The sequence below is a fragment of the Bacillus sp. RC240 genome (genome assembly GCF_044907945.1).
In the GTDB taxonomy this organism is placed as follows: domain Bacteria; phylum Bacillota; class Bacilli; order Bacillales; family Bacillaceae_G; genus Bacillus_A; species Bacillus_A mycoides.
In genome coordinates, this window is the sequence record NZ_JBIYCT010000002.1 from 176,092 (window position 1) to 201,841 (window position 25,750).

The following is a 25,750-nucleotide window of genomic DNA, read 5'->3' on the forward strand; positions in this document are numbered from 1 at the left end:
ATACATATACTATTATTACGCTTCTAAACGGATCATTTCAAGTCTTAACACTTCTAATTTTTGTACGCACTCTTCTTTTTTCTGTTTGTCGTTATCCATCATCGCATCATATAAAGTTGCTAATTCATAATCTAGCTCCAAACGTAGCACCGGAATTCTCTTTTCAGCATCTGTTCTCTTTAACGCATTAATCACCTGTCTCATTTTTTTGCCTCCTCCCAATATTCGTCTGCCCTCGGACTAGAATTGATTCAATTTTCTGATTTTTTGTTTTATACTATACTATGTTGGATAAATCATCTATGCAACAAAATTATATTTTTTTATTTAAATTTTTTTGTGATGTTTTTTTTATGAATAGTACAAGCTATGCTAAAATTAAAACAAAATAGGAGTTGGAGGAACAATCATGACACTACAAACATTCACATCAACTGATTTTGAAGTCTTTACTGTTGATGGTCTTGAAGAACGAATGAGCGCAATTAAAACGAATATTCATCCTAAGCTAGAAGCTTTAGGGGAACAATTTGCAGAATATTTATCACAACAAACTGATGAAAACTTTTTCTACCATGTAGCAAAACATGCACGCCGCAAAGTCAATCCACCAAACGATACTTGGGTTGCTTTTTCAACAAATAAACGTGGATATAAAATGTTACCACACTTTCAAATTGGTTTATGGGGTACTCACGCCTTCATATACTTTGGTTTAATCTATGAGTGTCCACAAAAAGTGGAGACGGCTCACGCCTTCTTAGAACATTTAAATGATTTAAAAACAAATATTCCAAATGACTTCGTTTGGTCCATTGACCATACTAAACCAGGTGTAAAACTACATAAAACGCTTGAAACGGAAGACTTACAAAAGATGATTGAACGTTTAGCTACTGTGAAAAAAGCAGAGTTATTAGTCGGTATTCATATATCACCAGAGGAGTTTTCAGCAATGACCAACGAACAATTCCTTGCTAAGATTGAATCTACGATGCAACCACTCCTTCCTTTATATGCACTTTGTAATCGATAGTAGAAAACGGACAATTTATATTGTCCGTTTTTAGTTGTTATCACATTATAGCACTTCATATTTTATTTTTCAAAATATTTTTACATTTTAACAATCTTTTTTTCTGCTACTTCCTTTGCTTTTTGAATCGTACGATATATAGAATATCCACTTACTTCTTGAAATTCTTTATCAATTTTTTTCTCCGCTGCCTTCGATGGCACAATCTCTTTAAAACGACGATATAATTCCATCAAATCTTCTCTCAAAACTCCTTTTTCATATACCTTTTCAATCGCTTCATAAAACTTTACAACTGCTACCATTTCTTCATTTGACCAATTGTAATCAAGTGGATATTGATATTCCATTTTTGCACCTCATTCAGTATTCTTTCTTTTTCCATTATGCTACCTTTAAGACAACCTTTTATTCTTCACTATAGCCACTCTGCATTATACACCATTTATCCATTTCAATGGAATTGTCTTCCTCTTTGCAGTATTTAAAATATAACTATTAAACATACTCACCTTGAAAATGCGATTTTTCTATACATCTATAATTATTGGTGATATAATGCTTTTGTTTTATAGAGAATAAAGTGAGACTACCATCCCAAAAAAGGCTTTTGCGAATGGCAGAAAAACAAGTCAAGTTCTAAAAGTTTGTCATCTTAATTTCCTTTTAGAATGAGATGAAATCATATAAAACAAACTCTAATAAATATTACGAAGAAGAAGGGGTGTATAGATTGTCCCAATACGAAACACCATTGTTTACCGCTTTAGTTGAGCACAGTAAGCGAAATCCAGTTCAATTCCATATTCCTGGTCATAAAAAAGGACAGGGCATGGATCCTACATTTCGCGAATTTATTGGGCATAATGCATTAGCAATTGATTTAATTAATATTGCGCCGCTCGATGATTTACATCATCCAAAAGGTATGATTAAAGAAGCACAGGATTTAGCAGCCGCTGCTTTCGGTGCAGATCATACGTTCTTTTCTATTCAAGGTACAAGTGGTGCAATTATGACAATGGTGATGAGCGTGTGCGGTCCTGGGGATAAAATCCTCGTGCCACGGAATGTGCATAAATCTGTAATGTCAGCTATTATTTTCTCAGGTGCAAAACCAATTTTCATGCATCCTGAGATTGATCCGAAGCTCGGTATTTCACATGGGATCACAATTCAATCTGTCAAAAAGGCTCTTGAAGAGCACTCAGATGCGAAAGGCTTACTTGTTATAAATCCAACATATTTTGGGTTTGCTGCAGATTTAGAGCAGATTGTAGAATTAGCTCATTCTTACGATATTCCTGTACTTGTTGATGAGGCTCACGGTGTTCATATCCATTTTCATGATGAACTACCAATATCAGCTATGCAAGCAGGTGCAGATATGGCAGCAACAAGTGTTCACAAATTAGGTGGGTCTTTAACCCAAAGCTCTATTCTTAATGTAAAAGAAGGTCTTGTGAACGTAAAGCATGTCCAATCCATTATTAGCATGCTTACGACTACATCAACTTCTTACATTTTGTTAGCATCCCTTGATGTTGCTAGAAAACGTCTTGCTACAGAAGGAACAGCTCTCATAGAACAAACAATACAATTAGCTGAGCATGTTCGTGATGCTATTAATGCTATTGAGCATCTTTATTGTCCCGGAAAAGAAATGCTAGGAACAGATGCTACTTTTAACTATGATCCTACAAAGATAATTGTATCTGTAAAAGATTTAGGTATTACAGGCCATCAGGCTGAAGTATGGCTTAGAGAACATTACAACATTGAAGTAGAACTCTCTGATTTATATAACATACTTTGTCTTATCACATTTGGAGATACAGAAAGTGAAACAGATACACTTATTACAGCCTTACAAGATTTAGCAGCAACATATAGAAATAGAGCAGACAAAGGTGTTCAAGTACAAGTAGAAATACCTGAAATACCTGTGCTAGCACTTTCTCCTAGAGATGCTTTTTATTCAGAAACAGAAGTCATTCCATTTGAAAACGCAGCAGGTCGTATTATAGCTGATTTTGTTATGGTTTATCCGCCAGGGATTCCAATCTTTACTCCGGGGGAAATTATTACACAAGATAACTTAGAGTATATTCTTAAAAATTTAGAAGCTGGGTTACCTGTACAAGGTCCTGAAGATATGACATTACAAACATTACGTGTTATTAAAGAGTACAAGCCTATCAGTTGATAGGCTTTTCTTTCACCTTTTTTCTCTTTTTTTCATACGATACTAAAGAATTTGACATTCCCACCCTAATGGGGCAAGCTGACTAACATCAGTGGGATTCTTGCTACCTAAGGCGAAATCCATTTCTGGTATTGCTGACGTGCAAGATTGCGGTGTGCCATCACCACTCTCACAACAGATCGTATAGGTTCGTGAGCTACGGTACTATACCATACCGTACAGATTCGTGTTCAGGTGTTTTAGCGTCTTGTTCTTGACGACACATATCATTTTACCGATAGCTTGAATTCGGTTATCGAACTCCCTATGCTATCTTTATTCAAAGAACACATTGGCGTTTTAAAGACTTGTACTTGTCTGTAGTTAAAGTCTACCAAAATATAAAGTGAAACTTTAATCAGTGGGGTTTTGTTCATCCCCACTGATTATTAGCCTTCACCAATCGGGCGTTTACGGGCAGCAGGGCTCCAGCCGAATTTTGAGGTGGAATTCTTACTGCCCGCAAATAGCGGGATAAATGTTTTTCTATGAAAAAGCGATACTTTCATCCTATGTCTAAAGTCCAATATAGGCTTTCCCGTATCGCGAAATCTGTAACGTATAGGTGGGGATACCATTATGATTGTGATAGGCCGTTCTATTGTACACCCTTATATCACAAATGAATATGAGCCATTTGCAGCTGAAAAACAACAGATTTTATCCATAATGGCGGGAAATCAAGAAGTTTATTCCTTCCGAACAGCCGATGAACTCAGCTTTGATCTTAATTTACGAGTTAATATTATTACTTCCGCGCTAGAACTTTTTCAAAGTGGATTTCAGTTTCGTACGTTTCAACAATCTTTTTGCAACCCTCAGTTTTGGGAAAGAACATCACTTGGCGGATTTCAACTACTCCCAAACATAGCCCCTTCTATTGCCATCCAAGATATTTTTAAAAACGGAAAACTATATGGAACTGAATGTGCCACCGCAATGATTATCATTTTTTACAAAGCATTACTATCATTATATGAGGAAAAAACTTTCAACCGTCTATTCGCAAACCTCTTACTTTATACATGGGACTACGATCGCGACTTAAAGCTCATAACAAAAACGAGTGGCGATATCGTTCCAGGTGACCTCGTTTACTTTAAAAACCCACAAGTTAATCCAGCTACGATTGAGTGGCAAGGAGAAAATACAATCTATCTAGGAAACTTCTTTTTTTACGGACATGGCGTAGGCGTAAAAACGAAAGAGGAAATTATTTATTCATTAAATGAACGAAGGATTCCTTATGCTTTTATTTCAGCTTATTTAACCGATTTTATTACTCGTATTGATAGCCGTATGATGAGCCAATATGCCCCTCCTAACACGCCACAAACATCAATAGGATTTATTCCTATTAGAGATGATGCAATTGTTGCAACAGTCGGACATACAACTACAATCTATTAAAAAAACGCCTACATGTGTAGGCGTTTTTTCTTAATTATTAAGCTTTTGTATGTTCTTTATGGTCACATTCGCAATGAGATCCACATTTCCCATAAAGTACTGTTGATTTTTCATCTTCAAAATGTGCGATTGTTCCTTCACAAACTTGGCATACGATTGTTCCCATCTTCATTTCCCCCTGATTTTTAAGAATAATCTACTTATATATGATTAAGCTTTCGCATTGTCTCTACTAGCACAGTCACAATTGGAACCACATTTTCCATAAAGTACTGTCGTTTTCTCATCCTCAAAATGTCCGATTGTTCCTTCGCAAACTTGACATACGATTGTTTCCATTTTTCATTTCCCCCTAAGTTTATGGTCCTAAAAACTTTTAGCTGTCAATTTCCTATTAATTATTGGGCTTTTGTATGTTCTGTGTGATCACATCCGCAAGATCCACATTTCCCGTAAAGTACCGTTACTTTCTCATCCTCGAAGTGTGCAATTGTACCTTCACAATCTTGACATACGATTGTTCCCATTTTTCATTTCCCCCTAAGTTTATAATCCCAAAAACTTTTGTAACCGCTTAACTTTCTGTCTTTATTTTAATATGTTATACTTTTTACGTCAATAGGTTTTTAGTATAACACATTAAATATTTTAAAATTAAATTAGTATGCGATATTAACACAAAAAAAACAGCCATATCTCATACGTACGACTGTTTCTTGTTAATTATTCTTCATACTCCGCATGCAAAGAAGTAGACGGAACAAGAAATTTAAAAAACTGAGCTAACTCCTCCGCCTCCTCTTCCGATCCTAACTTAAAAGTTTCCTGTATATATGGAACATTTTCTACATCATCTCTCCCAAGCAAAGTAGATCTCCCTGTTTGCATACAAACAATAAGTGGCTTTCCAAAAAACATATTTGTATAAATAACTCCAAAATCATAACGTGTATCATGCGTCATAAATCCTAAAAATCGTACCTTCACACTTTCATGCTCATCATACAATTTTTCAAACATGAGTTTCCACCTTTCTAAATAACACTTCCTACTCATTAATATATTAAACAAAAAAAGTAATACTCCTTTTAATTGTCAAAAAATTCAGTAGGATGTAGAATGATATTATTCTACTAAGTTAAGGGGGAATTTGTATGCAACACGCCTTTATCACACTTGTACCTAAATCCAATCAACAATCTGTTTCAATAGAAGATGTTAAACACCTTTTTCATAACTATAAAACCGTTACTTCCAAGACTGGTGATCAAATTAATTATGCTTATACAAATACAGCTTTTCCTTATGAAATATTAGATACATCAGCAACAACATTAAAACTCCAATCGAGTCACGATCGATATGATTCTATTTATGTTGGGATTGGAATAGAAAAGGAACAATCTTTTATTCAGGTTTCTTTGCCTACTACAGCAACATTTGGTGATAAAGGAAAAGCAAATGAATTTAGCCGTTTTCTAGCGAAGAAATTAGAAGGAGAGTTACAACTATTTAATGGAAGAACAATGTATTTCTATAAACGTTAATTTAAAAAATAGAGAATATGATTAAAAAAAGTATGCAATTTGAACACGTAAGGAATAACGCCTGCTTTCTTACGTGTAATACAAAACATGCAATCACATATGCCAAATAAAGAAATACGAAAAAGAGAATTACTTTATAATGAAACTTATCACCATTCGATAATGTTAATACAATGGAAAAACCACTCCATAATAGAAAATGATAAAATATAACATGTAATATTCTCATGGAACCTTCTCCTTTGACATGCTCTATTTTATTAATATATGGGATTAAGTTTGAATCAATTACATATTATATAACGGCATATATGCTAACGGTTCATTTAAAGTATTATATATTCATTCGACAAGTACATATAAAGACCTTGCAAGTCATTTCATGAAAATAAAAATACCCCATCTCTTTAAATAAGAGATGGGGTATTTACATTACTTAAATTATTTTACAATGTGAATTGGCATTCCAAGAGCAACTTCAGCTGCTTCCATTGTGATCTCACCTAATGTTGGATGAGCATGGATTGTTTGAGCGATATCTTCAGCTGTCATTCCAGCTTCGATAGCTAAACCAATCTCAGAGATAATATCAGAAGCACCTGCACCTGCAACTTGTGCACCTACAAGAAGACCATCTTCTTTACGCGTTACAAGTTGTAAGAAACCCTCAGTGCTGTTTAATGATAACGCACGACCATTTGCAGCGAATGGGAACTTAGATACAGCTACTGTCATTCCTGCTTCTTCAGCTTGTTTCTTAGTGTAACCAACAGATGCTAATTCTGGATCAGTGAAGCATACTGCAGGAATTCCGATGTAATCGATTGCTGATGCATGGCCACTAATTACTTCAACAGCTACTTTACCTTCGTAAGAAGCTTTGTGAGCTAATGGTGGTCCAGGAACGATATCACCGATTGCATAGATGTTTGAAATATTTGTACGGCATTGCTCATCAATTTCGATAATGCCACGGTCAGTCATTTTAATTCCAACTTGCTCAAGACCGATTTCTTGAGTGTTTGGACGACGACCTACAGTTACTAATACGTAATCTGCTTCTACAGTTTGGATTTCACCGTTAACTTCAAAGCTAACTTTTACGCCAGTTTCTGTTTCTTCAACGCCTTTAGCCATAGCTTTTGTATGGATATTTACGTTACCTTTTTTCTGTAGAGCACGTTTAACAACAGAGCTCATAGCTTTTTCGAAACCAGCTAAGATTTCGTCGCCAGCTTCTACTACAGTAACTTCTGTACCGAAGTTAGCATATGCAGTACCTAATTCCATACCGATGTAACCGCCGCCGATTACAACAAGTTTTTTAGGAATTTCAGGTAAGCTTAAAGCGCCTGTAGAGTTGATAACACGTTTAGAGTATTTGAATCCTGGAATTTCGATTGGTGTAGAACCAGTTGCAAGAACAGCATTTTTAAACGTATAAGTTTGTGCTGCATCTTCAGTCATTACGCGTAATGTGTTAGCATCTACGAAGTAAGCTTCACCGCGAATGATTTCAACTTTGTTACCTTTAAGAAGGCCTTCAACACCGCCAGTTAATTTCTTAACTACGCCGTTTTTCCATTCTTGAACTTTTGTAAAGTCAACTTTTACGTTCTCTGCAGTGATACCCATGTCATCAGAATGCATTGCATTCTCATAACGATGACCTGCATTGATTAACGCTTTTGAAGGAATACATCCAACGTTTAAGCATACGCCACCAAGGTTAGATTTTTCAATAATCGCTACCTTTTGACCTAATTGTGCTGCACGAATTGCCGCAACGTATCCACCAGGACCTGCACCAACAACGACTGTATCTAATTCAATTGGGAAATCTCCTACTACCATTGTTATTACGCCTCCATTACTAATAATTGTGGGTCATTCAATAGACGTTTAATTTGGTTTAATGCTTTTTGAGCAGTTGCGCCGTCAATTAAACGATGGTCAAAGCTTAGAGATAATGCTAATACTGGAGCTGCAACGATTTCACCGTTTTTCACAACTGGTTTCTCAGCGATACGGCCGATACCAAGGATTGCTACTTCTGGGTGATTGATAACTGGAGTGAACCATTGTCCACCTGCAGAACCAATGTTTGTAATTGTGCAAGAAGCACCTTTCATTTCAGTTGGAGCTAAACGACCATCACGTGCTTTACCAGCAAGTTCATTGATCTCGTTAGAGATAGTAAAGATAGATTTACGATCTGTATCTTTAACAACTGGTACTAATAGACCTTTGTCTGTATCAGCTGCGATACCGATGTTGAAGTAATGTTTATGAACGATTTCTTGAGAAGCATCGTCTAAAGCAGTATTCAACATTGGGAATTCACGTAATGCAGATGTTAAAGCTTTTACAACGTACGGAAGGTAAGTTAATTTAATACCTTTGTCAGCTGCAACAGCTTTGAACTTCTTACGGTGAGCAACAAGTTCTGTTACATCTACTTCATCCATTAATGTTACGTGAGGAGCTGTATGCTTAGAGTTAACCATTGCTTTCGCAATCGCTTTACGGATACCACTCATTTTCTCACGAGTTTCTGGATATTCACCAGCTGGGATTGGTTGTGCTTTTGGTGCTTCTTCTTTCGCTGCTGCTGGAGTAGCTTCTACTGCTGCTGGAGCCTCAGTTGCTGCTACAGTTTGTCCACCATTTGCAAATGCCTCGATGTCAGTTTTCACAACACGGCCGTTCTTACCAGAACCAGCTACTTTATGAATATCTACACCTTTTTCACGAGCATATTTACGAACAGATGGCATAGCGATTACACGCTCATTTACTACTTCTGCAGTTGCTGCTGGAGTAGTTTCCGCTGCTGGAGCTTCTACTGCTGCTTCTTCAGCTTTTGGAGCTTCATCATGATCGTCACCTTTAAATTTAAGGTTTTCGTATCCAGGAGCATCAAATTTAATTAATGTATCTCCTACAATTGCAACTGTTCCTTCTTCTACAAGTACTTCAAGTACTTTACCTTTAACAGGAGAAGGGATTTCTACTACTGCTTTATCATTTTGTACTTCAAGAAGTACATCGTCTTCATTTACTTCATCGCCTGGTTTAATAAACCATTTTACGATTTCACCTTCGTGGATACCTTCACCGATATCTGGTAGTTTAAATTCAAATGCCACGGAATTCAGCCCCCTGATTCATTTCATTATTATGGAATATGTACAAAAGAAACCAGCATGTGCTGATTTCTTTTGCACATGAAAAACTAAAAATTAGAAGTTCATTACTTTGTTAACAGCTTCAACAATATCTTTATGGTTTGGTAACCATACGCTCTCAGCTTGAGAGAATGGGAATACTGTATCAGCAGCTGCAACACGTACAACTGGAGCTTCTAAGTTTAAGATTGCACGGTCGTTAATTTCCGCTACAACGTTAGCTGCAATACCAGCTTGTTTTTGAGCTTCTTGAACTACAACTACGCGGCCTGTTTTTTCAACAGAAGCGATGATTGTTTCGATATCTAATGGTTGAACTGTACGTAAGTCCACAACCTCTAAAGAGATACCTTCTTTTTCAAGTTCTTCAGCAGCTTTTAATGCAGCATGAACCATAGCACCATAAGCGATAACAGATACATCTGTACCTTCACGTTTGATGTCAGCTTTGCCTAAATCAATTGTGTAATCACCTTCTGGTACATCTTGACGGAATGAACGGTACAATTTCATATGCTCTAAGTAGATAACTGGATCGTTGTCACGAATCGCAGAGATTAAAAGACCTTTTGCATCGTATGGAGTAGATGGAATAACAACTTTTAGACCAGGTTGTTGTGCCACTAATCCTTCTAAGCTATCAGCATGTAGTTCAGGAGTATGAACACCACCACCGAATGGAGAACGAATTGTTACTGGAGCAGTCCAACGTCCACCAGAACGGTAACGCATACGAGCTAATTGACCAGAAACTGAATCCATTACTTCATAAATGAAACCGAAGAATTGGATTTCTGGAACTGGACGGAAGCCTTCAAGTGCAAGTCCAACTGCAAGTCCACCAATACCAGACTCTGCAAGTGGAGTATCCATTACACGATCTTCACCGAATTCAGCTTGTAAACCTTCAGTAGCACGGAATACTCCGCCGTTTACACCAACGTCTTCACCAAACACAAGTACGTTAGGATCATTTTTCATTTCAACGCGTAAAGCATCAGTGATTGCTTGAATCATTGTCATTTGAGCCATGGCTTACTTCGACTCCTTTTCTTTGTAAATTTCATATTGTTCAGCTAAGTTGTAAGGCATTTTTTCGTACATGATTTCCATTAAATCAGTAACTTTTTGTTTTGGAGCTTGGTCAGCCTTAGCAATTGCTTGTTTGATATCTTCTTTTGCTTCTTCGATAACTTTCTCTTCAACTTCTTGAGACCATAGGCCTTTGTTTTCTAAGAATGCACGGAAGCGTACGATTGGATCTTTTTGTTCCCATTCGTTTTCGATATCTTTTGTACGGTAACGAGTTGGGTCATCACCAGCCATTGTATGTGGACCATAACGGAATGTTAAAGTCTCGATTAAAGTAGGACCTTCGCCATTTACTGCGCGCTCACGAGCGAAAGCAGTTGCTGCGTATACAGCTAATGGATCCATACCGTCTACTTGAATTCCGTAAATACCTGCTGCTACTGCTTTTTGTGCTACAGTTTTAGCTGCAGATTGCTTTTCTACTGGAGTAGAGATTGCATAACGGTTGTTTTGTACAACGAAGATTGCTGGAGCTTTGAATGCACCCGCAAAGTTCATACCTTCGTAGAAGTCACCTTGTGAAGCACCACCGTCACCAGTGTAAGTAATTGCAACAGATTTTTTACCACGTAATTTCATACCTAACGCAACACCAGCAGTTTGGATGATTTGCGCACCGATAATGATTTGTGGAGCAAGTGCATTTACATTCTCAGGCATTTGGTTACCCATGAAATGTCCACGAGAGAATAAGAATGCTTGGTATAATGGTAGACCGTGCCACACTAATTGTGGAACGTCACGATATCCTGGTAAGATGAAATCTTCTGCTTCAAGTGCGAAATGACTTGCTAATTGAGAAGCCTCTTGTCCAGCAGTTGGTGCGTAGAAACCTAAACGTCCTTGACGGTTTAAAGAAATAGAACGTTGATCTAGTACGCGAGTATACACCATACGGCGCATTAATTCTTTTAATTGATCATCAGATAATTCAGGCATAGCTGCTTCATTCACAACTTCGCCTTTTTCATTTAAAATTTGTAATGTTTCAAATTGAGCTGCGATAGCTTTCATTTGCTCATCAACATTAAATAGGGTCTTTTTTGTTTTAGTACCCATTCCGTTCACCTCTTCCTCTCTTGAACCATATTCTGAAACGCTTTCACTATCTATTAGCTAGACTGAAAGCGCAACAATGTAAACCAACAAATTTGTTTGTCGGTTGAGAATAATTTTGTGTACCTAACAATCTGTACTAATGTTTTTTCAAAAACATATTAATACAATCTTGATCACGTTTTTTAGTTTACAACTATTCTAATTACGATGTCAATTACTTTGAATACGTTTTTTTATAAATAATATGCCGGTTTCCTCTACACAAACGTGTTTTTATTTTTCACATCTGTATTAGTAAGCAATAACCTGCTGTTATATTATTCCCTTTTTAACTTATTTTTTCTCTTAGAATAATATGTAAACGATTTAATTCTCCTTAGTTTTTCTCTCTTCTCAAGAAAATTATACAAACACTTCTTCCTTTTATAGGTAAATACCTATACATTTCTGATCATTCCTCCATACATTATAGTAACCGCAGTATTAGCGGGAAATGATAAAGGAGGTCATCTCATGTACGGATACTCATATTGCTATCCAACAACTTGTTCATATCCTTCCTACGGTTATGGCGGTTCTTGTGGCGGATCTGGAAGCGGCTTCGCCTTAATCGTTGTGTTGTTTATCCTTTTAATTATCGTTGGTGCTGCTTGCATTCGCTAATTAATGTAAAATGAAACAACTATGGAAAGAAACAGACGGCTTTGCCGTCTTTTCTTTTTATTACATAACTTATCTGTAGAAGATTTGTTTCCAAGTAGCTCTTCCTTACTTGCCGATGACTTTTTTTATCTCCTTTGGTAGACTAAAGGAGAAAGGAGAGATTACATATGCTTACAATGAATGAGGTAATTCGTGAAGGAAATCCTATTTTGCGCGACGTCGCAGAAGAGGTCTTCTTACCTGCTAGCGAGGAAGATACAAATACTCTTAAAGAAATGATTGAATTTGTAATAAATAGCCAGGACCCTGAAATGGCTGAAAAATATAATTTACGCCCCGGAATCGGATTAGCGGCTCCGCAAATCGGTATTTCAAAGAAAATGATTGCGGTTCATGTAACTGATACGAACGATACGTTATATAGCTACGCATTATTTAACCCAAAAATCATTAGTCATTCTGTTGAACGTACATATTTACAAAATGGTGAAGGCTGTCTATCTGTAGACCGTGAAGTACCTGGTTATGTCCCTCGTTACACGAGAATTACAGTAAAGGCAACAACGATTAACGGTGAAGACGTAAAACTGCGATTAAAAGGTTTACCAGCAATTGTATTCCAACATGAAATCGACCATTTAAACGGTGTTATGTTCTATGACCATATTAATAAAGACAATCCATTTGTGGCTCCCGATGATTCAAAACCTCTCGAGCGATAATAGTAAAAAGGCGGAAGTTAACCTTCCGCCTTTTTATTATATGAAATGGGTTCCACACTTACTTATAACAAGCCAGCCCACTTTAATCCGTGATAAATACCGTCTTCATTAACATCTTTTGTCACATAATTAGCAAGTTTTTTCAAATCCTCATGACCATTCCCCATCACAATGCCCGTTCCTACTGCTTCAATCATTTCTAAATCATTTAATCCGTCCCCAAATGCATATACTTGTTCACGATTAAATCCTATTTTCTCAATAAACTTCTCAATCCCTTTTGCCTTAGAACCACCATTAGGAATAATATCCATTGAATATGCATGCCAGCGTATAAAATGAAAATCTGGATAATGATGAATAAACTTTTCTTCTTCGTTTACTTCACAAAAAAGAAGTGTTTGATAAATATCGCGTTTCTCATAAAAATCAGGTTCATATGCCGGATGCTCGAATTGTAAGCTTCCAAAACCTTCTTTTACATAATCATGATATTCCACTGACGCTCTCATTTCTTGATGGTCAAGATATACAAGTGGATATCCTTCTTGTTTTGCAAACTGAGTAAACTTATGTAGAGCATCCGGATGTAATGGATTATTAAATAATACCTCATCCTCAAATACAACATACTGCCCGTTAAAACTAACATAATTATGTATATTGAGTTCCTCACGAATATCTTCAAACATAAATGGCGCACGCCCTGTCGCAATCGCTACATGCACACCTTTTTCTTGTAAATCTCTTACTGCATCTCTTGTAGATTGCGGAATTTTCTTATCATGATCTAATAATGTTCCATCAATATCAAAAAAGACAATTTTATCATTCATTTGTCAAAATCCTTTCTGGCACTCTATATTCCTATTTTGATTATCACTTTTCAAATTTCAAAAAAAAGTATAACATATTAAACATCTGTGAAGAAAGCGTTCACTTTCTGACCTTATTTATGAAATGTGCATATACTATTAGTGAAAAAATGTGGATACTTGTTCGGATGAATTTTCTTTTCTATTCTTCCTCATACTATATCTATAACTAACGGCTACTAATCGTTACTACAAGATAACTTACACTATACTAAAAAGAACAAGATTCACTATTCACTTCTAATCTTCTTTCTTGTATGAGAGACGGAGTTATCATTAGTAATATGCATGTTTAAAATAAGGAAAGGAAGGAGTAATCATGCTGAAGAAGCTGAAGAAAAAGCTCAAGCGTTATTTAAACGATTTAGTCCGTAAGAAGACAATCGCTTAAATTGTGCCCATTTGGGGCTTTTTCTTCATTCTCATTCGAAAAAACATGAAAATCATGACTGTTTGCTTTATAATAAGTAACAGATAATGCAAAACATAGACAAGGAGAGGTTTTCCCAATGATTTTTAAAGTATTTTATCAAGAAAAATTAACTGAGGTCCCAGTACGTGAAAATACAAAAGTTTTATATTTAGAGGCTACGTCTCAAAAGGATGTTCGTAAAAAATTAAATAAGTTCGCATATAATATCGAGTTCGTTCAGTCTGTTACTGGTGCTCATCTTGAATATGAAAAACAAAACGCTGATTTAATATTAGCGGAGATCGTATAGTCATATGAAATTCCTAAAAAATGATCAAGCTGCCGTTTTTGCCCTCGGTGGTCTTGGTGAAATCGGTAAAAATACATATGCTGTTCAATTTCAAGATGAAATTATTATAATTGATGCTGGAATTAAATTTCCAGAAGACGAACTCCTAGGGATCGATTATGTAATACCAGATTACACTTATTTTGTGCGAAACGAAGATAAAATTAAAGGGTTATTCATTACACATGGTCACGAAGATCATATCGGTGGAATTCCCTATCTATTACGTCAAGTAAACATTCCAATTTACGGCGGAAAATTAGCAATTGCCCTAATAAAAAACAAATTAGAAGAGCACGGATTACTTCGTAAAGCAAAACTTTATGAAATTCAAGAAGATGATGTTATTAAATTTAAAAAGACATCTGTTTCCTTCTTCCGTACAACTCACAGTATTCCGGATTCATACGGAGTTGTTGTGAAAACACCTCAAGGACAAGTCGTTCATACAGGTGATTTCAAATTTGATTTCACACCAGTAGGTGAGCCAGCAGATTTAACAAAAATGGCCGAAATCGGAAAAGACGGTGTACTTTGTCTCTTATCTGATAGTACAAACAGTGAAGTGCCAAACTTTACGATGTCTGAGCGCCGCGTTGGTGATAGTATTCAAGATATATTCCGCAAAGTAGACGGTCGTATTATATTCGCAACCTTTGCATCGAATATCCATCGCTTACAACAAGTTGTTGAGGCTGCTGTTGAAAACAATCGTAAAGTAGCTGTATTCGGTCGAAGTATGGAAGCGGCTATTGAAATCGGACAAAACCTTGGTTATATCCGGTGTCCAAAGGATACATTCATAGACACAGCTCAGCTAAACCGCCTACCAGCTAATAAAGTTGTTATGTTATGTACAGGTAGTCAAGGGGAGCCGATGGCAGCACTTTCACGTATTGCCAATGGTACACATCGTCAAATTCAAATTATCCCTGGCGATACAGTTGTTTTCTCTTCTTCACCAATCCCAGGCAATACAATTAGTGTAAGTCGTACAATTAACATGTTGTACCGCGCTGGTGCTGATGTAATCCATGGTAAACTCTCAAATATTCATACAAGTGGACACGGTGGACAAGAAGAACAAAAGTTAATGCTACGTCTTATTAAGCCGAAATATTTCATGCCAATTCATGGTGAATATCGTATGCAACGTATGCATATGAAATTAGCGAATGATTGTGGTATTCCAGAAGAAAATTGTTTCATTATGGATAATGGAGATGTTCTTGCTTTACGTTCTGATGAAGCAAGTGTAGCTGGGAAAATCCCATCTGGCTCTGTCTATATCGATGGAAATGGTATTGGAGATATCGGTAATATCGTATTACGTGATCGTCGCATTCTTTCTGAAGAAGGACTTGTTATTGTAGTTGTAAGCATTGATATGAAAGAATTTAAAGTTGCAGCAGGACCTGATATCATCTCGCGTGGTTTCGTTTATATGCGTGAAAGCAGCGATTTAATCAACGATGCTCAAACATTAATTACAACACATTTAGAAAAAGTAATGGAGCGAAAAACAACACAATGGTCTGAAATTAAAAATGAGATTACAGACACATTAGCACCATTCCTATACGAAAAAACGAAACGTCGTCCAATGATTTTACCAATCATTATGGAAATATAAGAAAAAGGACAATGCCTCCTCGGCATTGTCCTTTTCTCTTATCTTAAAAAATGCTTAAAACGATCTACTTCATCGTCATGACCAATTACAATTAATATATCTCCCGCCTGAACGTTTTCTGTAGCTCGAGGAGATACGATAACTTCTTTTCCACGTTTAATTGCTACAATGTTCAAACCAAACTTCGCACGAATATCTAATTCAATTAAAGAGTGCCCATCAATTTTTTTATTTGCGATAATCTCTACAATACTATGCTCATCTGAAAGCTCTAGGTAATCTAACACATTACTTGATGCGATATTATTAGCAATCCTTTTTCCCATATCTCGTTCTGGATGCACAATATGATCTGCCCCTATTTTACTTAACACTTTTTCATGATAGTCATTTTGAGCTTTTACAGTAATATTTTTCACACCTAATTCTTTCAAAATTAACGTTGTTAAAATACTTGAATTCAAATTATCTCCAATAGCAACGACTACATGATCAAAATTACGAATACCAAGACTTTTTAATACCATCTCATCTGTTGAATCTGCAATTACAGCATGCGAAGCTATATTTGCAAACTCATTAATTTTATCCTCATCTGAGTCAATTGCCATTACTTCCATACCTAATTGAGCTAATTCACGGCAAATACTTCCACCAAAACGGCCAAGCCCAATAACAGCAAATTCTTTCTCTTTTTCGCCCACAGGAATTCCTCCAATAACATCAAATACTATGTACTTTTATTGTAACATACTTTAAATTCGCTACAAAAACCTGTATATACTTCTTATTTTTGTTTTTGCATATAAAAATACTGTTGTAAATAAAACGCGATACCGAAAATTAACATACCAAATACAAATATATTTCCAAATGAACTAAATGTTTCAAAAACGAACAATAGCGTTTCTTGTCCGAAAAAAGCAAATAAAAGTTGTGTAAATGCGAATAACAGTGCCAATATGTAATGATGTTGATGGAATAAATAATGTGTTGCGCCTAAAAAAGCTACAAGCGAAACAATGAAGATCCACCAAGTTTCTAAAAACAATTGCCAATTAGTAAATTGATATCCATTTACTAATATCGCAATAATTCCTATAACTGCCATCGTCGGCACACTCCATAATAATGCACGCCCTCTAAAGAAGTGCGCACCTTTTGCATCTCCTTTTTCATTTGCGATGTATGTTAGCACGACAGTACTTATATACAAAACAGAGAGGATTGTTAAAACAATGATAAGCCAAAAATGTAATTGATAATATTCATGTTCTATATTCGTCACAATTGCAGCTAACATACATGGAATAAACATCCCTGTCCAACCATCTATTTTTCTTTCGTTCCAAAACACCGTATTACCAATCCGAATTCCTAATAGCATAAAAATAATGATACCTAGTACAAATAACGTAGTCTTATTCCCTACTAAACTCGTTGAGAAAGCAATTAATCCAATAAATAAAAAAAGAACAAATCCATTCATAATTTCTAGTACAGGTGACAAATATCTTTTCACCCATTTGTATGTTTCTTCATATTCACTATTATTTGCTAAACGATAGGCGTAAAAACTTATCCCAAAATAAACCGCCGCAATAATAACATATGCATATAAGACGAAACATAAAATCGCACTGCTAATTTGCACGTAATTCCCCACCCTTTTTTCTATGTATCACATTGATTTTACACACTTTTCATACTAAAAGTAAACATATATAGGGTAGTTAAATAATTATCTTCCCTATTAGCAATAATTAATAATGAGCAGTGGCTAAAAACCCCCTGCTCATTATTAAGACGTCAAATTTAACTTTACTCATTTGTATGAAGATGTCTAACACTAACGAATACGAAAGATGTTTTCGTCTCTGAACTAAGAAGTCCCCACTCTAAACTATTGCACAATTAGCGAGTAAGTTCACTTTCTATTTCCCTTCCACTTCACATATTGATTTAAAAATACAATTGCTTTCTCAATAACCTCTTCGTCTGGTTTTAATTTCGCATGATGTAAACCATATTCTGAATTTACTCCAAGCCAAAACATAAATCCAGGTATCTCTCGAAGCATATAACCAAAGTCTTCACCTGTCATTGCCTCCGTACACGTAATTACGTCCATAGTCGTTTGTTCACGTGTAAATTGCATAAACTCTCTCGTTAGCTCCTCATGGTTATACACTTGATGATACATCGCTCCGTAGTCAATAACAGCTTCACATTGAAAAGAAGCTTCTATTCCCGCAACAATTGCCTCAATTCGGCTTTTAACACGTTTCATTGATTCCACTGATAGCGTTCGAATTGTTCCTTCTAAACGAGACTTTTCTGCGATAATGTTTTGAACTGTACCACCTGTAATTTTCCCAATTGTAATTACCGCACTGTCAAGAGGGTTCACATTACGACTAATAACTGATTGAAGTTGTGTAACGAGATGACTCGCTGCAACAATCATATCATTTGCTGTATGCGGATATGCAGCATGTCCACCTTTTCCTTTTAAATCAACGTATAGCTCTGATGTATTCGCAAATAATAAACCTTCTTTTGTCGCAATTGTTCCCACAGAGTATTCAGGCGCAATATGAAGTCCAAGAATCATATTCGGCTTCCATTCTTTTAACTCATCGCTTTCTAACATAGGAAGTGCACCACCTGGACCTTCTTCAGCTGGTTGGAATATAAACACAAGATCATCATCTATTCTTTCGCTTACAGCCGCTGTTAGAAGTCCTAAACCGATTGTTGCATGCAAATCATGTCCACATGCATGCATCATTCCTTCATGGACAGAAGAGAATTCATATCCAGTTTCCTCTGTAATTGGTAGACCGTCTATATCTGCACGATAACCTATTATTTTTTCTGGATTTTTTCCATTTACTTTAACAATTACACCTGTTTTCCATGTTTTCACTTCCAAATATTCATTAGGAAGCGTTCCTATATAATCTAAAATATACTGTTGTGTTTTCCACTCTTTAAATCCGATCTCCGGAATTTTATGTAAATCTCTACGAACTTGGACAAATTTGCTTACTGTCATTTTTGCACCTCTATCTATAAAAAGCGTAAGAGCACATTCATGCTCTTACGCTTTTTATTTTTTATTTCTCTGGGTTTAATTGACGAAGCTCTTGTTTAATTTCAGTTTTTGCTTTTGTCTTCTCATCAATTTCTTTAATTACACGTGCCGGAGTCCCCGCAACAACTGTATATGGAGGTACATCTTCTGTTACAACAGCTCCTGCTGCTACAACTGCACCTTTACCTACTGTAACGCCTTCTAGAACAACTACATTTGCACCAATTACAACATCATCTTCAACGATAACTGGTTTTGCAGAAGGTGGCTCAATAACACCGGCAAGTACAGCACCTGCACCTACGTGACAGTTCTTACCAACTGTTGCACGTCCACCAAGCACTGCATTCATGTCGATCATAGTACCTTCACCAATTACAGCACCGATGTTAATTGTTGCATTCATCATGATAACAGCGTTGTCACCAATTTCTACATGGTCACGAATAATCGCGCCTGGCTCAATACGAGCTTTAATACCTTTTAAATCAAGCATTGGAATTGCAGAATTACGACGGTCATTCTCAACTACATAGTCAACAATGTGCTTGTTATTTTCATCAAGAATTGTCTTAATTTCAGACCATTCTCCGAATAATACACCAGATTTTTTATTTACAAATGCTTGTACTGTTTCAGGGAATGTTACCTCTTTTAAATCCCCTTTTATGTATACCTTTACAGGAGTTTTCTTTTCACTGTTTTGAATAAACGAAATAATTTCGTTAGCGTCCATCATTTTCATTCTTGTTGCCTCCTAAATCCATTTATAATGTTACTCTACCAAACGATAGAGCCAGTAGCAAGACAATAATCTTATTTTTCCATTTGAATTTCTTCTATAATTTCTAAAAATGCTTGTACTTGCTTCAACTGCCTTGCCGAGTCACTCGTCAATAACCATGTTTCTCTCGTTAATTGAACAGGTGTTTTATACATATTTTCCTGCACTTCTTTTAAAACAGTCGAAGGTAAAAGAGCATAACCTATTCCATTTAAAACAAGCTGTTTGCACGTTTCAATTTGGTCAACTACAATCGTTCGCTTAGGTGGATTTGAAAATAATCCATACCACCAATTTTGTATTTGTCCATAGTAGGTCGAATCACTTTTAAATTGAATAAATGGTCTATTTGTCTCTTTTAACATCGAAATATCTTTTATTTCTTTATCGACTAAATATAATTCATCTTCAAATAATTGTTGTTTCTGCCCTTTGTATTCTTGTGATCCTCTCAGTATAGCAACATGAACGTCTCCTTCATAAAATTGCTTTTGCACTTCACTACTCCAGCCAGTAAACAGAGATATCTTCACAGAAGGATACTTATGCACAAATTTTTTCAAAACAGGTGGAAGCCAATATTGCCCAATGACTGATGCAACAGCTATTTTTAACGTACCGTATGTTTCGGTTCTAAAAAGAGCCAGTTCACTTTTAATACCCTCTTCCCGTTGTAACATTTCTTTTGCATAATTTGCAACTTTTTCCCCTTCAGGTGTAATTGTTAATCCTTTTTGTGAACGAATAAAAAATTTCATTCCCCATTGTTTCTCCATAGATTGTAATCGTTGACTAAGCGCAGGTTGGGAAACAAATAAACGTTCCGCCGCTTTTCTCATATTTGATTCCTGAGCTAACACAACCATCATTTGAAAATCATCAATTTGCAACTTTCTCCCTCTTTCCTTAGCTTCCATACACCTAATTTTAATAAGCATTTCATCCTTAATTTAATTGCATACTTTTATACATTAGAACGGTTTGTTAGTTCAAACTTTTCTTATGCTTTATGTCTTTTTAAATATAATACATACACAACTGATATGCACGAAAAAAAGTGACTTCGCCTTTTCTGTGAAGTCACTTTCCCTACGTTATCGATTATGCTGTCTCACTTTTTTATTCAACAATTTTAAAATAGCCCGCCGTGTTAAAATACCCTCGAAGTAACCTTCTTCATTGACAGCGCAAATAAAAGGATGATCAATTGTCATTTCTAAAGCTTTTGCAAAAGAATCTTCTAACATAAGAACTGGAATCTCTTCCTTCATCACTTGTTCCACTTTCATATTCTCAAGTCTTTCAAACTCAATGCGCTCTAATCCTAAAATACCATCTAAAATCATAGCAGTACTAATTAACCCATGTAGTTTATACATAGGGTCTAAAACAGGAATCGCCGAATATCCAGATTTCACAAGAACGAGTAAAGCATGTTCTAGACCATTCCCTATTTGTACATGTGCTACTTTATCTGATGAAATCATTAAATCCTTCACAAGAATTTGTTGAAACTCGTCTTTCGGAATACTAATCATGTTACATCCCCCATTTTTCCTTTTTCCTGCTAATATTCTCCGATCCTATTCACATTTTATGATAGCGTTTTCATATTATTATTTTGTCCTGACATTCTTCTAATAAAAATAAAAATACATAACTATTTTAGCATATAACATAAAAAAAAGACTACCATTCCGGTAGTGCTTAATACCCTTTATTTTTTAATCGGTAAAACAATCTTGTAATTTTTTTATATTGCGTCACATCTGTCTGTTTTAAACCATTCTCAATGTCTGTAAGCTCCACCGCTAAAATTTCGCTCGCGTAATTTTGCTGAAACAGAATATCCAACAATAAATTTTCTTCTTCTCTTGTTAAAACAAATTCCTTTTCCATATGCTCCTCTCCTTGCACTCGCATCATCACTCTCATTATATAAATTTTTCAGTCTATTTAACAGATGTAATATTCAGTTTTTGTTAGAAATACTTAACGACTGCGAATATATAGACATCATTTCACATTATTTTGTATATCTGTTTGCGTAACTAAATGCCGCATAAGCATCTGGTTTAATTTTTGCTGTTAATCCCATTGCTTGAATTTTCATCGTCATATCTAAAATAAATTCTTTTGTTAAACCATCATTCCCGATATCTAAATGAATTTCCATTATGAATCCTGCTCCATCTTGAGCGTATGGGTGCAATAAATCCCATATCGCTTGTATATGATTGGGAGTAAATAGATAGGCGATTTCTTGACTAAACTGTGTTTCTAAATATATTTTCTCTCGCAACGTTGCTGGCTTATTTTTCACTGATTTATGATGCAAACATCCCCATGCTCCTTTTCCAACACGATGAATATGTATCGCCGTAATAAACCTCGTATCCTTTTGATGCGCTTGTGAGTCTGTCCCAATAGATAATCGATATAAATTTCGCGGATCCTTTTCAATGAAACTACAAATACGGTTAAATACCATATCAAAATTCAAATGTCTCTCTGAAACATTATAAAATGTATACTCACCGTCCACATAGTCACGTCCTTTCAATTAGACAGACTTTTCGTATTCTCATTGTATGGGACAAAAACAAAAATTATAACTTACTACCCTTTATTCGTTTCAATATTTCGAATTACATAATTACAAAACCTACATGTATAAATTACATTTTGATTAGACTGGGCGGTTAATACGTGATTAATTTCAGCATGACTGTGACAATTAGGACAAATAACAATCGGTAAGCGTTCCATCCTTTGCACCTCCTATTAATATTTACTATCATTGTAGGAAAAATAAAAAATTCCTATACATATACATTTGTAAAAACTCTTTTATTTAATCGCGACTTAAATTACAACTTCTACTACCTATATAGCCCATTAATTAATATAACTAAAAAAGGTACCGCCATTTGGCAGTACCTTTTTTATATGTATCAAGAAATGATATCGTAAATCTCAATTGCAACCATATCGATGTTATCGAATTGATACACTTGAGGTTTTTCACCTTGTTGATACACTTCTAACTCATACATTTCACTTTTATCGAAAAATTTCACGCTACATTTGCGCTCACCGTTCACTTCAAAATAGCGTTGTGCTACTTCACCGCTTTCAGCTTGTTCTTGTAGACTAACAAGTCGAGTTAAAATTCCTTGGAGTAGAGACATGAAATCTCTCCTTTCTCTGATCTTCCTACCAATAGGTTTTACAGCTATACTCATTCTATCCGTCATAACAGAAAAAACGTTCCACAATCTAGGATAAAGGTTCTTGGCAAGAAACTCAACTAAAATTTGTCGAAATAAGAAGTAAAAAGATGAAAGAGCATCTTTTTACTTCTTTATTGCGCTTTTTATACTGGCAGAATATAATAAACAACAGAAAAAGGGAGGAATTACAATGAAAAAAATTGAGGTTTATACACAACCTGATTGTCCGCCTTGTACCATTGTAAAAGAATTTTTAAAACATAATAACGTTGTATATGAAGAATTTGACATAAAAAAAGACGCTGCTGCACGCAATCGTCTTTTATATGACTATGAATCCTATTCAACTCCAACAGTTGTAATTGACGAAGAAGTTGTGGCAGGTTTTCAAATTGAAAAATTACAACAGCTACTCGGTATAGAATAGGAATAGGCGACACCTATTCCTATTCTCATAATTGTTGTAACCTTTTTATTTCAGTCAACAGTTCCTGACTTTCATGATACCCTGCTAATTTCCATTTTCCATTATCCTTTTGCAATGTCACAATTTGATATTGTCCACTCTTTGTCCGCTCATAGACATATAAATTTTTATGTTCTTCATCATAAGACATTTTTGTTTCTGAATTAAAAGAAAACGGAGCTTCTTTTGCTGGAAGTAAATATTCACCACTTTGTTTTTCATTTCTACTGTTTTCATCTGTAAAAACTTGAAGGAAATTATTTGTAAAATATGGTGATAACGTCTCTATCATCTTATTCATAGGTATTTGCTTCCCGCGGATTGAAAATTGCGTCTCATAACCTTTTTGTATCGTTGTAAACACTTCTTTCCGATCCACTTTCACTTCTTCTTTTCCTAAAACAGTTGTGACACTATAGCCAACTAGAAAGGCAACACATATAAATAGAACAAACCATATTCCATATTTCTTCATTTTTTCACCTTCCTTTTAAAAGAGCTTGTCTTTGTAGTATTCATTGTAACAATGATTATGCAAAGAAAGGGATGATTTCGTTCGTAAAATCTTTACAACGATAGACAGCATTTTCATCATCATTTTCACTATTACCAATTTATGATAAAAACAAACAAAAAAATACACGAATCTCTTCGTGCATTAAAATAAAACATCTTCTTCATATAAATATTCGTACGATAAATCTATAAATAAAAAGTTTTCATCATCAATAGGGAATGAAAATGTTCGTACCATTTCACCAGTTTCGATATCAGCATATAAATCTGAAAGTCTTGCCTTATTCTCAAAACGCATTTTCATTATATTTTCTAGAAAATACGGGCGCCAGCTCCAGTTCTTCATATAATACTCTGGCATAATGATCCATCCACCATCTTTTTTCATAACATTACCCGATTGTTGAAAACCATCTTCATTACAAATAAATATCCGAAAACTATATTGTGATATGCTTTGGCTAAATTGTAATAACCAATCATTTATATCTTCATTCTTTTTTTGTTTTGACAGAACATCACCAATTCGATCACGTAACATCTCTGTTAAATTATAAATTTTTTGCAACTTCTTCTTCTCATGCAGAATAAATTGATGACATTCATTACCAAGTCGCTCTTTTAAAACATTCGTTTCAATAAAATCAGGTAAACATTCTTTCAAATAATTACCTTGATAATATCTACCACCGTTTTTCCAAGCATATTGTAGTTGATAAAAAGCATCAATTTCTTCATATAACAATGTCGCACCAATTCTTCTAGCAAGTAAAGATAAGGAATATAAAATATCTTGATAAGATTGTAAAAGTGCAGTTTGCCTTAAATTTGTTAAATCTACTTTTAAAATATCCGGTGCTAATACGCTAATACGCTCTAAATTACTTGTACCCGTTCCGACTTTATTAATCGAAATTTGAATACCATATGTACGATAATACATGAGTAAATGATTAAATTGTTCTATATCTTCTTTACATTCATGTTCTGTTATTTCCAGAACAATGCGTTGTAAGTTCAAACCTTGTTCTTCATACATCAGCAAAAGTTGAAGTAAACTTTCATCTTCATCATTCATTAATACATTAGCATTCCGATGTATAAATAATAATAATTTTTGATCCGTTTCTAAATACCTATTTAACGCTTTTTCTACGATGATGTTATCCGCTTCAAGTTGGAACTCACTCGGAATAGAATCATCATGGAAGAAAGATGCTAAACTTTGTATGCCCTCTTCTGTTTGAATACGTCCTACAACTTCATATCCAATTACTGTATGCTCATCAGCACTAAAAATAGCTTGATAATAAGGAAGGACTTTATCCAAGTTACTCATTACATCTAATGCATCTATCAACGTGCTTCCCTCCCTTTACTTTTCAAAAATTATAACACGATATTTACGGAAAAATAATAAAAA

At 35.3% G+C, this 25,750-nt stretch carries 33 protein-coding genes; 9 read left to right on the forward strand and 24 right to left on the reverse strand.

Going from position 1 to position 25,750, the window contains the following annotated elements; all coding sequences use genetic code 11:
• Positions 1–15: 15 nt before the first annotated feature.
• Complete coding sequence (locus ABH955_RS08760; protein WP_002121995.1) at positions 16–204, reverse strand: hypothetical protein; 189 nt, start codon at positions 202–204, stop codon at positions 16–18.
• 205 nt (positions 205–409) lie between these two features.
• Between ABH955_RS08760 and ABH955_RS08765 the strand changes: the two genes are divergently transcribed.
• On the forward strand, positions 410–1,036 hold the full coding sequence (locus ABH955_RS08765; RefSeq protein WP_002014864.1) for a YktB family protein: 627 nt from the start codon (positions 410–412) through the stop codon (positions 1,034–1,036).
• A gap of 80 nt (positions 1,037–1,116) precedes the next feature.
• Here the strand turns inward: ABH955_RS08765 and ABH955_RS08770 are convergent, their stop codons facing one another.
• The gene (locus ABH955_RS08770; protein WP_002066915.1) at positions 1,117–1,386 is read right to left on the reverse strand and encodes a UPF0223 family protein; all 270 of its coding nucleotides are present in this window, start codon (positions 1,384–1,386) and stop codon (positions 1,117–1,119) included.
• Between the two features lie 383 nt (positions 1,387–1,769).
• Between ABH955_RS08770 and speA the strand changes: the two genes are divergently transcribed.
• Both speA and ABH955_RS08780 read left to right on the forward strand, forming a co-directional pair.
• Complete coding sequence (gene speA / locus ABH955_RS08775; RefSeq protein ID WP_002128878.1) at positions 1,770–3,242, forward strand: arginine decarboxylase; 1,473 nt, start codon at positions 1,770–1,772, stop codon at positions 3,240–3,242.
• A 618-nt stretch (positions 3,243–3,860) separates the two neighbouring features.
• The gene (locus tag ABH955_RS08780) at positions 3,861–4,691 is read left to right on the forward strand and encodes a protein-glutamine gamma-glutamyltransferase (protein WP_002066931.1); all 831 of its coding nucleotides are present in this window, start codon (positions 3,861–3,863) and stop codon (positions 4,689–4,691) included.
• 37 nt (positions 4,692–4,728) lie between these two features.
• Here ABH955_RS08780 and ABH955_RS08785 read toward each other — a convergent pair whose 3' ends face one another.
• The 4 genes from ABH955_RS08785 to ABH955_RS08800 form a co-directional block, all read right to left on the reverse strand.
• On the reverse strand, positions 4,729–4,857 hold the full coding sequence (locus ABH955_RS08785) for a GapA-binding peptide SR1P (protein WP_000536785.1): 129 nt from the start codon (positions 4,855–4,857) through the stop codon (positions 4,729–4,731).
• Between the two features lie 44 nt (positions 4,858–4,901).
• A complete protein-coding gene (locus tag ABH955_RS08790; RefSeq protein ID WP_404491041.1) occupies positions 4,902–5,030 on the reverse strand; it encodes a GapA-binding peptide SR1P in 129 nt (42 codons plus the stop codon).
• 59 nt (positions 5,031–5,089) lie between these two features.
• A complete protein-coding gene (locus ABH955_RS08795; protein ID WP_000536778.1) occupies positions 5,090–5,218 on the reverse strand; it encodes a GapA-binding peptide SR1P in 129 nt (42 codons plus the stop codon).
• 196 nt (positions 5,219–5,414) lie between these two features.
• Positions 5,415–5,711 (reverse strand): DUF3055 domain-containing protein, encoded by a 297-nt coding sequence (locus ABH955_RS08800; protein ID WP_000462037.1) that lies wholly within the window; start codon positions 5,709–5,711, stop codon positions 5,415–5,417.
• A gap of 134 nt (positions 5,712–5,845) precedes the next feature.
• On the opposite strand from ABH955_RS08800, the gene ABH955_RS08805 reads away from it, so the two are divergent.
• Entirely contained in the window at positions 5,846–6,238 is a 393-nt protein-coding gene (locus tag ABH955_RS08805; protein WP_002014853.1) for a DUF1885 family protein, read from the forward strand.
• A gap of 1 nt (position 6,239) precedes the next feature.
• Here the strand turns inward: ABH955_RS08805 and ABH955_RS08810 are convergent, their stop codons facing one another.
• The 5 genes from ABH955_RS08810 to pdhA all read right to left on the reverse strand — a co-directional run bounded on the left by ABH955_RS08810 (position 6,240) and on the right by pdhA (position 11,577).
• Positions 6,240–6,467, reverse strand: a complete 228-nt coding sequence (locus ABH955_RS08810; protein ID WP_002088334.1) for a hypothetical protein — start codon at positions 6,465–6,467, stop codon at positions 6,240–6,242.
• A 212-nt stretch (positions 6,468–6,679) separates the two neighbouring features.
• Positions 6,680–8,092, reverse strand: a complete 1,413-nt coding sequence (lpdA, locus tag ABH955_RS08815) for a dihydrolipoyl dehydrogenase (protein WP_242307863.1) — start codon at positions 8,090–8,092, stop codon at positions 6,680–6,682.
• Positions 8,093–8,097: 5 nt separating this feature from the next.
• On the reverse strand, positions 8,098–9,387 hold the full coding sequence (gene pdhC, locus ABH955_RS08820) for a pyruvate dehydrogenase complex dihydrolipoyllysine-residue acetyltransferase (RefSeq protein WP_113937181.1): 1,290 nt from the start codon (positions 9,385–9,387) through the stop codon (positions 8,098–8,100).
• Positions 9,388–9,480: 93 nt separating this feature from the next.
• Entirely contained in the window at positions 9,481–10,458 is a 978-nt protein-coding gene (gene pdhB, locus ABH955_RS08825) for a pyruvate dehydrogenase complex E1 component subunit beta (protein ID WP_000068162.1), read from the reverse strand.
• 3 nt (positions 10,459–10,461) lie between these two features.
• Complete coding sequence (gene pdhA, locus ABH955_RS08830) at positions 10,462–11,577, reverse strand: pyruvate dehydrogenase E1 component subunit alpha (RefSeq protein ID WP_000536893.1); 1,116 nt, start codon at positions 11,575–11,577, stop codon at positions 10,462–10,464.
• A gap of 513 nt (positions 11,578–12,090) precedes the next feature.
• Between pdhA and ABH955_RS08835 the strand changes: the two genes are divergently transcribed.
• Both ABH955_RS08835 and def read left to right on the forward strand, forming a co-directional pair.
• Positions 12,091–12,240, forward strand: coding sequence for a YjcZ family sporulation protein (locus ABH955_RS08835; RefSeq protein ID WP_002014847.1), 150 nt, complete (start codon positions 12,091–12,093; stop codon positions 12,238–12,240).
• Positions 12,241–12,407: 167 nt separating this feature from the next.
• Positions 12,408–12,962 carry a peptide deformylase gene (gene def, locus ABH955_RS08840; protein WP_242307860.1) on the forward strand — a complete coding sequence of 185 codons (555 nt, stop codon included), beginning with the start codon at positions 12,408–12,410 and terminating at the stop codon, positions 12,960–12,962.
• Positions 12,963–13,024: 62 nt separating this feature from the next.
• Here the strand turns inward: def and ABH955_RS08845 are convergent, their stop codons facing one another.
• Positions 13,025–13,798: a Cof-type HAD-IIB family hydrolase gene (locus ABH955_RS08845; RefSeq protein WP_002014845.1), complete on the reverse strand. Its 774-nt coding sequence runs from the start codon at positions 13,796–13,798 to the stop codon at positions 13,025–13,027.
• Positions 13,799–14,346: 548 nt separating this feature from the next.
• On the opposite strand from ABH955_RS08845, the gene ABH955_RS08850 reads away from it, so the two are divergent.
• Together ABH955_RS08850 and rnjA are read left to right on the forward strand one after the other, a co-directional pair.
• The gene (locus ABH955_RS08850; RefSeq protein WP_000576436.1) at positions 14,347–14,559 is read left to right on the forward strand and encodes a DNA-dependent RNA polymerase subunit epsilon; all 213 of its coding nucleotides are present in this window, start codon (positions 14,347–14,349) and stop codon (positions 14,557–14,559) included.
• Positions 14,560–14,563: 4 nt separating this feature from the next.
• Positions 14,564–16,231, forward strand: a complete 1,668-nt coding sequence (gene rnjA, locus ABH955_RS08855; protein ID WP_002033834.1) for a ribonuclease J1 — start codon at positions 14,564–14,566, stop codon at positions 16,229–16,231.
• Positions 16,232–16,269: 38 nt separating this feature from the next.
• On the opposite strand, the gene ABH955_RS08860 is transcribed toward rnjA, so the two are convergent.
• The 10 genes from ABH955_RS08860 to ABH955_RS08905 all read right to left on the reverse strand — a co-directional run bounded on the left by ABH955_RS08860 (position 16,270) and on the right by ABH955_RS08905 (position 23,303).
• Entirely contained in the window at positions 16,270–16,935 is a 666-nt protein-coding gene (locus ABH955_RS08860) for a potassium channel family protein (RefSeq protein ID WP_000504033.1), read from the reverse strand.
• 83 nt (positions 16,936–17,018) lie between these two features.
• Positions 17,019–17,885: a hypothetical protein gene (locus tag ABH955_RS08865; RefSeq protein ID WP_002014843.1), complete on the reverse strand. Its 867-nt coding sequence runs from the start codon at positions 17,883–17,885 to the stop codon at positions 17,019–17,021.
• 273 nt (positions 17,886–18,158) lie between these two features.
• A complete protein-coding gene (locus tag ABH955_RS08870) occupies positions 18,159–19,289 on the reverse strand; it encodes an N-acetyldiaminopimelate deacetylase (RefSeq protein ID WP_002033831.1) in 1,131 nt (376 codons plus the stop codon).
• A 61-nt stretch (positions 19,290–19,350) separates the two neighbouring features.
• The gene (gene dapD / locus ABH955_RS08875; protein WP_002014841.1) at positions 19,351–20,073 is read right to left on the reverse strand and encodes a 2,3,4,5-tetrahydropyridine-2,6-dicarboxylate N-acetyltransferase; all 723 of its coding nucleotides are present in this window, start codon (positions 20,071–20,073) and stop codon (positions 19,351–19,353) included.
• Between the two features lie 71 nt (positions 20,074–20,144).
• The gene (locus ABH955_RS08880; RefSeq protein ID WP_002014840.1) at positions 20,145–21,029 is read right to left on the reverse strand and encodes a transcriptional regulator CcpC; all 885 of its coding nucleotides are present in this window, start codon (positions 21,027–21,029) and stop codon (positions 20,145–20,147) included.
• A gap of 177 nt (positions 21,030–21,206) precedes the next feature.
• Positions 21,207–21,650 (reverse strand): cyclic-di-AMP-binding protein CbpB, encoded by a 444-nt coding sequence (cbpB, locus tag ABH955_RS08885; protein WP_002066926.1) that lies wholly within the window; start codon positions 21,648–21,650, stop codon positions 21,207–21,209.
• Positions 21,651–21,819: 169 nt separating this feature from the next.
• The gene (gene abbA, locus ABH955_RS08890) at positions 21,820–22,011 is read right to left on the reverse strand and encodes an antirepressor AbbA (RefSeq protein WP_002145987.1); all 192 of its coding nucleotides are present in this window, start codon (positions 22,009–22,011) and stop codon (positions 21,820–21,822) included.
• A gap of 127 nt (positions 22,012–22,138) precedes the next feature.
• A complete protein-coding gene (locus ABH955_RS08895) occupies positions 22,139–22,657 on the reverse strand; it encodes a ribonuclease H-like YkuK family protein (RefSeq protein WP_002088343.1) in 519 nt (172 codons plus the stop codon).
• Positions 22,658–22,731: 74 nt separating this feature from the next.
• Positions 22,732–22,881, reverse strand: coding sequence for a hypothetical protein (locus ABH955_RS08900; protein WP_002033828.1), 150 nt, complete (start codon positions 22,879–22,881; stop codon positions 22,732–22,734).
• 185 nt (positions 22,882–23,066) lie between these two features.
• On the reverse strand, positions 23,067–23,303 hold the full coding sequence (locus tag ABH955_RS08905; protein WP_000055151.1) for a YkuJ family protein: 237 nt from the start codon (positions 23,301–23,303) through the stop codon (positions 23,067–23,069).
• A 232-nt stretch (positions 23,304–23,535) separates the two neighbouring features.
• Between ABH955_RS08905 and ABH955_RS08910 the strand changes: the two genes are divergently transcribed.
• Positions 23,536–23,772, forward strand: a complete 237-nt coding sequence (locus ABH955_RS08910) for a glutaredoxin domain-containing protein (protein WP_002014835.1) — start codon at positions 23,536–23,538, stop codon at positions 23,770–23,772.
• A gap of 25 nt (positions 23,773–23,797) precedes the next feature.
• Here ABH955_RS08910 and ABH955_RS08915 read toward each other — a convergent pair whose 3' ends face one another.
• Complete coding sequence (locus ABH955_RS08915; RefSeq protein WP_002014834.1) at positions 23,798–24,286, reverse strand: DUF3993 domain-containing protein; 489 nt, start codon at positions 24,284–24,286, stop codon at positions 23,798–23,800.
• A gap of 183 nt (positions 24,287–24,469) precedes the next feature.
• Positions 24,470–25,687 (reverse strand): EAL domain-containing protein, encoded by a 1,218-nt coding sequence (locus tag ABH955_RS08920; protein WP_002066923.1) that lies wholly within the window; start codon positions 25,685–25,687, stop codon positions 24,470–24,472.
• Positions 25,688–25,750 lie beyond the last annotated feature (63 nt).

Coding starts and splice junctions, on each gene's coding strand:
- ABH955_RS08900 (WP_002033828.1), bottom strand. CDS start 22,881: ATGGAACGCTTACCGATTGTTATTTGTCCTAATTGTCACAGTCATGCT.
- ABH955_RS08805 (WP_002014853.1), top strand. CDS start 5,846: ATGCAACACGCCTTTATCACACTTGTACCTAAATCCAATCAACAATCT.
- ABH955_RS08845 (WP_002014845.1), bottom strand. CDS start 13,798: ATGAATGATAAAATTGTCTTTTTTGATATTGATGGAACATTATTAGAT.
- rnjA (WP_002033834.1), top strand. CDS start 14,564: ATGAAATTCCTAAAAAATGATCAAGCTGCCGTTTTTGCCCTCGGTGGT.
- ABH955_RS08765 (WP_002014864.1), top strand. CDS start 410: ATGACACTACAAACATTCACATCAACTGATTTTGAAGTCTTTACTGTT.
- ABH955_RS08760 (WP_002121995.1), bottom strand. CDS start 204: ATGAGACAGGTGATTAATGCGTTAAAGAGAACAGATGCTGAAAAGAGA.
- pdhA (WP_000536893.1), bottom strand. CDS start 11,577: ATGGGTACTAAAACAAAAAAGACCCTATTTAATGTTGATGAGCAAATG.
- lpdA (WP_242307863.1), bottom strand. CDS start 8,092: ATGGTAGTAGGAGATTTCCCAATTGAATTAGATACAGTCGTTGTTGGT.
- ABH955_RS08850 (WP_000576436.1), top strand. CDS start 14,347: ATGATTTTTAAAGTATTTTATCAAGAAAAATTAACTGAGGTCCCAGTA.
- ABH955_RS08780 (WP_002066931.1), top strand. CDS start 3,861: ATGATTGTGATAGGCCGTTCTATTGTACACCCTTATATCACAAATGAA.
- ABH955_RS08915 (WP_002014834.1), bottom strand. CDS start 24,286: ATGAAGAAATATGGAATATGGTTTGTTCTATTTATATGTGTTGCCTTT.
- ABH955_RS08880 (WP_002014840.1), bottom strand. CDS start 21,029: ATGGAAGCTAAGGAAAGAGGGAGAAAGTTGCAAATTGATGATTTTCAA.
- ABH955_RS08770 (WP_002066915.1), bottom strand. CDS start 1,386: ATGGAATATCAATATCCACTTGATTACAATTGGTCAAATGAAGAAATG.
- abbA (WP_002145987.1), bottom strand. CDS start 22,011: ATGGAAAAGGAATTTGTTTTAACAAGAGAAGAAGAAAATTTATTGTTG.
- cbpB (WP_002066926.1), bottom strand. CDS start 21,650: ATGATTAGTATTCCGAAAGACGAGTTTCAACAAATTCTTGTGAAGGAT.
- pdhB (WP_000068162.1), bottom strand. CDS start 10,458: ATGGCTCAAATGACAATGATTCAAGCAATCACTGATGCTTTACGCGTT.
- ABH955_RS08835 (WP_002014847.1), top strand. CDS start 12,091: ATGTACGGATACTCATATTGCTATCCAACAACTTGTTCATATCCTTCC.
- ABH955_RS08910 (WP_002014835.1), top strand. CDS start 23,536: ATGAAAAAAATTGAGGTTTATACACAACCTGATTGTCCGCCTTGTACC.
- ABH955_RS08800 (WP_000462037.1), bottom strand. CDS start 5,711: ATGTTTGAAAAATTGTATGATGAGCATGAAAGTGTGAAGGTACGATTT.
- ABH955_RS08785 (WP_000536785.1), bottom strand. CDS start 4,857: ATGGGAACAATCGTATGCCAAGTTTGTGAAGGAACAATCGCACATTTT.
- ABH955_RS08790 (WP_404491041.1), bottom strand. CDS start 5,030: ATGGAAACAATCGTATGTCAAGTTTGCGAAGGAACAATCGGACATTTT.
- def (WP_242307860.1), top strand. CDS start 12,408: ATGCTTACAATGAATGAGGTAATTCGTGAAGGAAATCCTATTTTGCGC.
- ABH955_RS08870 (WP_002033831.1), bottom strand. CDS start 19,289: ATGACAGTAAGCAAATTTGTCCAAGTTCGTAGAGATTTACATAAAATT.
- ABH955_RS08905 (WP_000055151.1), bottom strand. CDS start 23,303: ATGTCTCTACTCCAAGGAATTTTAACTCGACTTGTTAGTCTACAAGAA.
- dapD (WP_002014841.1), bottom strand. CDS start 20,073: ATGAAAATGATGGACGCTAACGAAATTATTTCGTTTATTCAAAACAGT.
- ABH955_RS08810 (WP_002088334.1), bottom strand. CDS start 6,467: ATGAGAATATTACATGTTATATTTTATCATTTTCTATTATGGAGTGGT.
- ABH955_RS08795 (WP_000536778.1), bottom strand. CDS start 5,218: ATGGGAACAATCGTATGTCAAGATTGTGAAGGTACAATTGCACACTTC.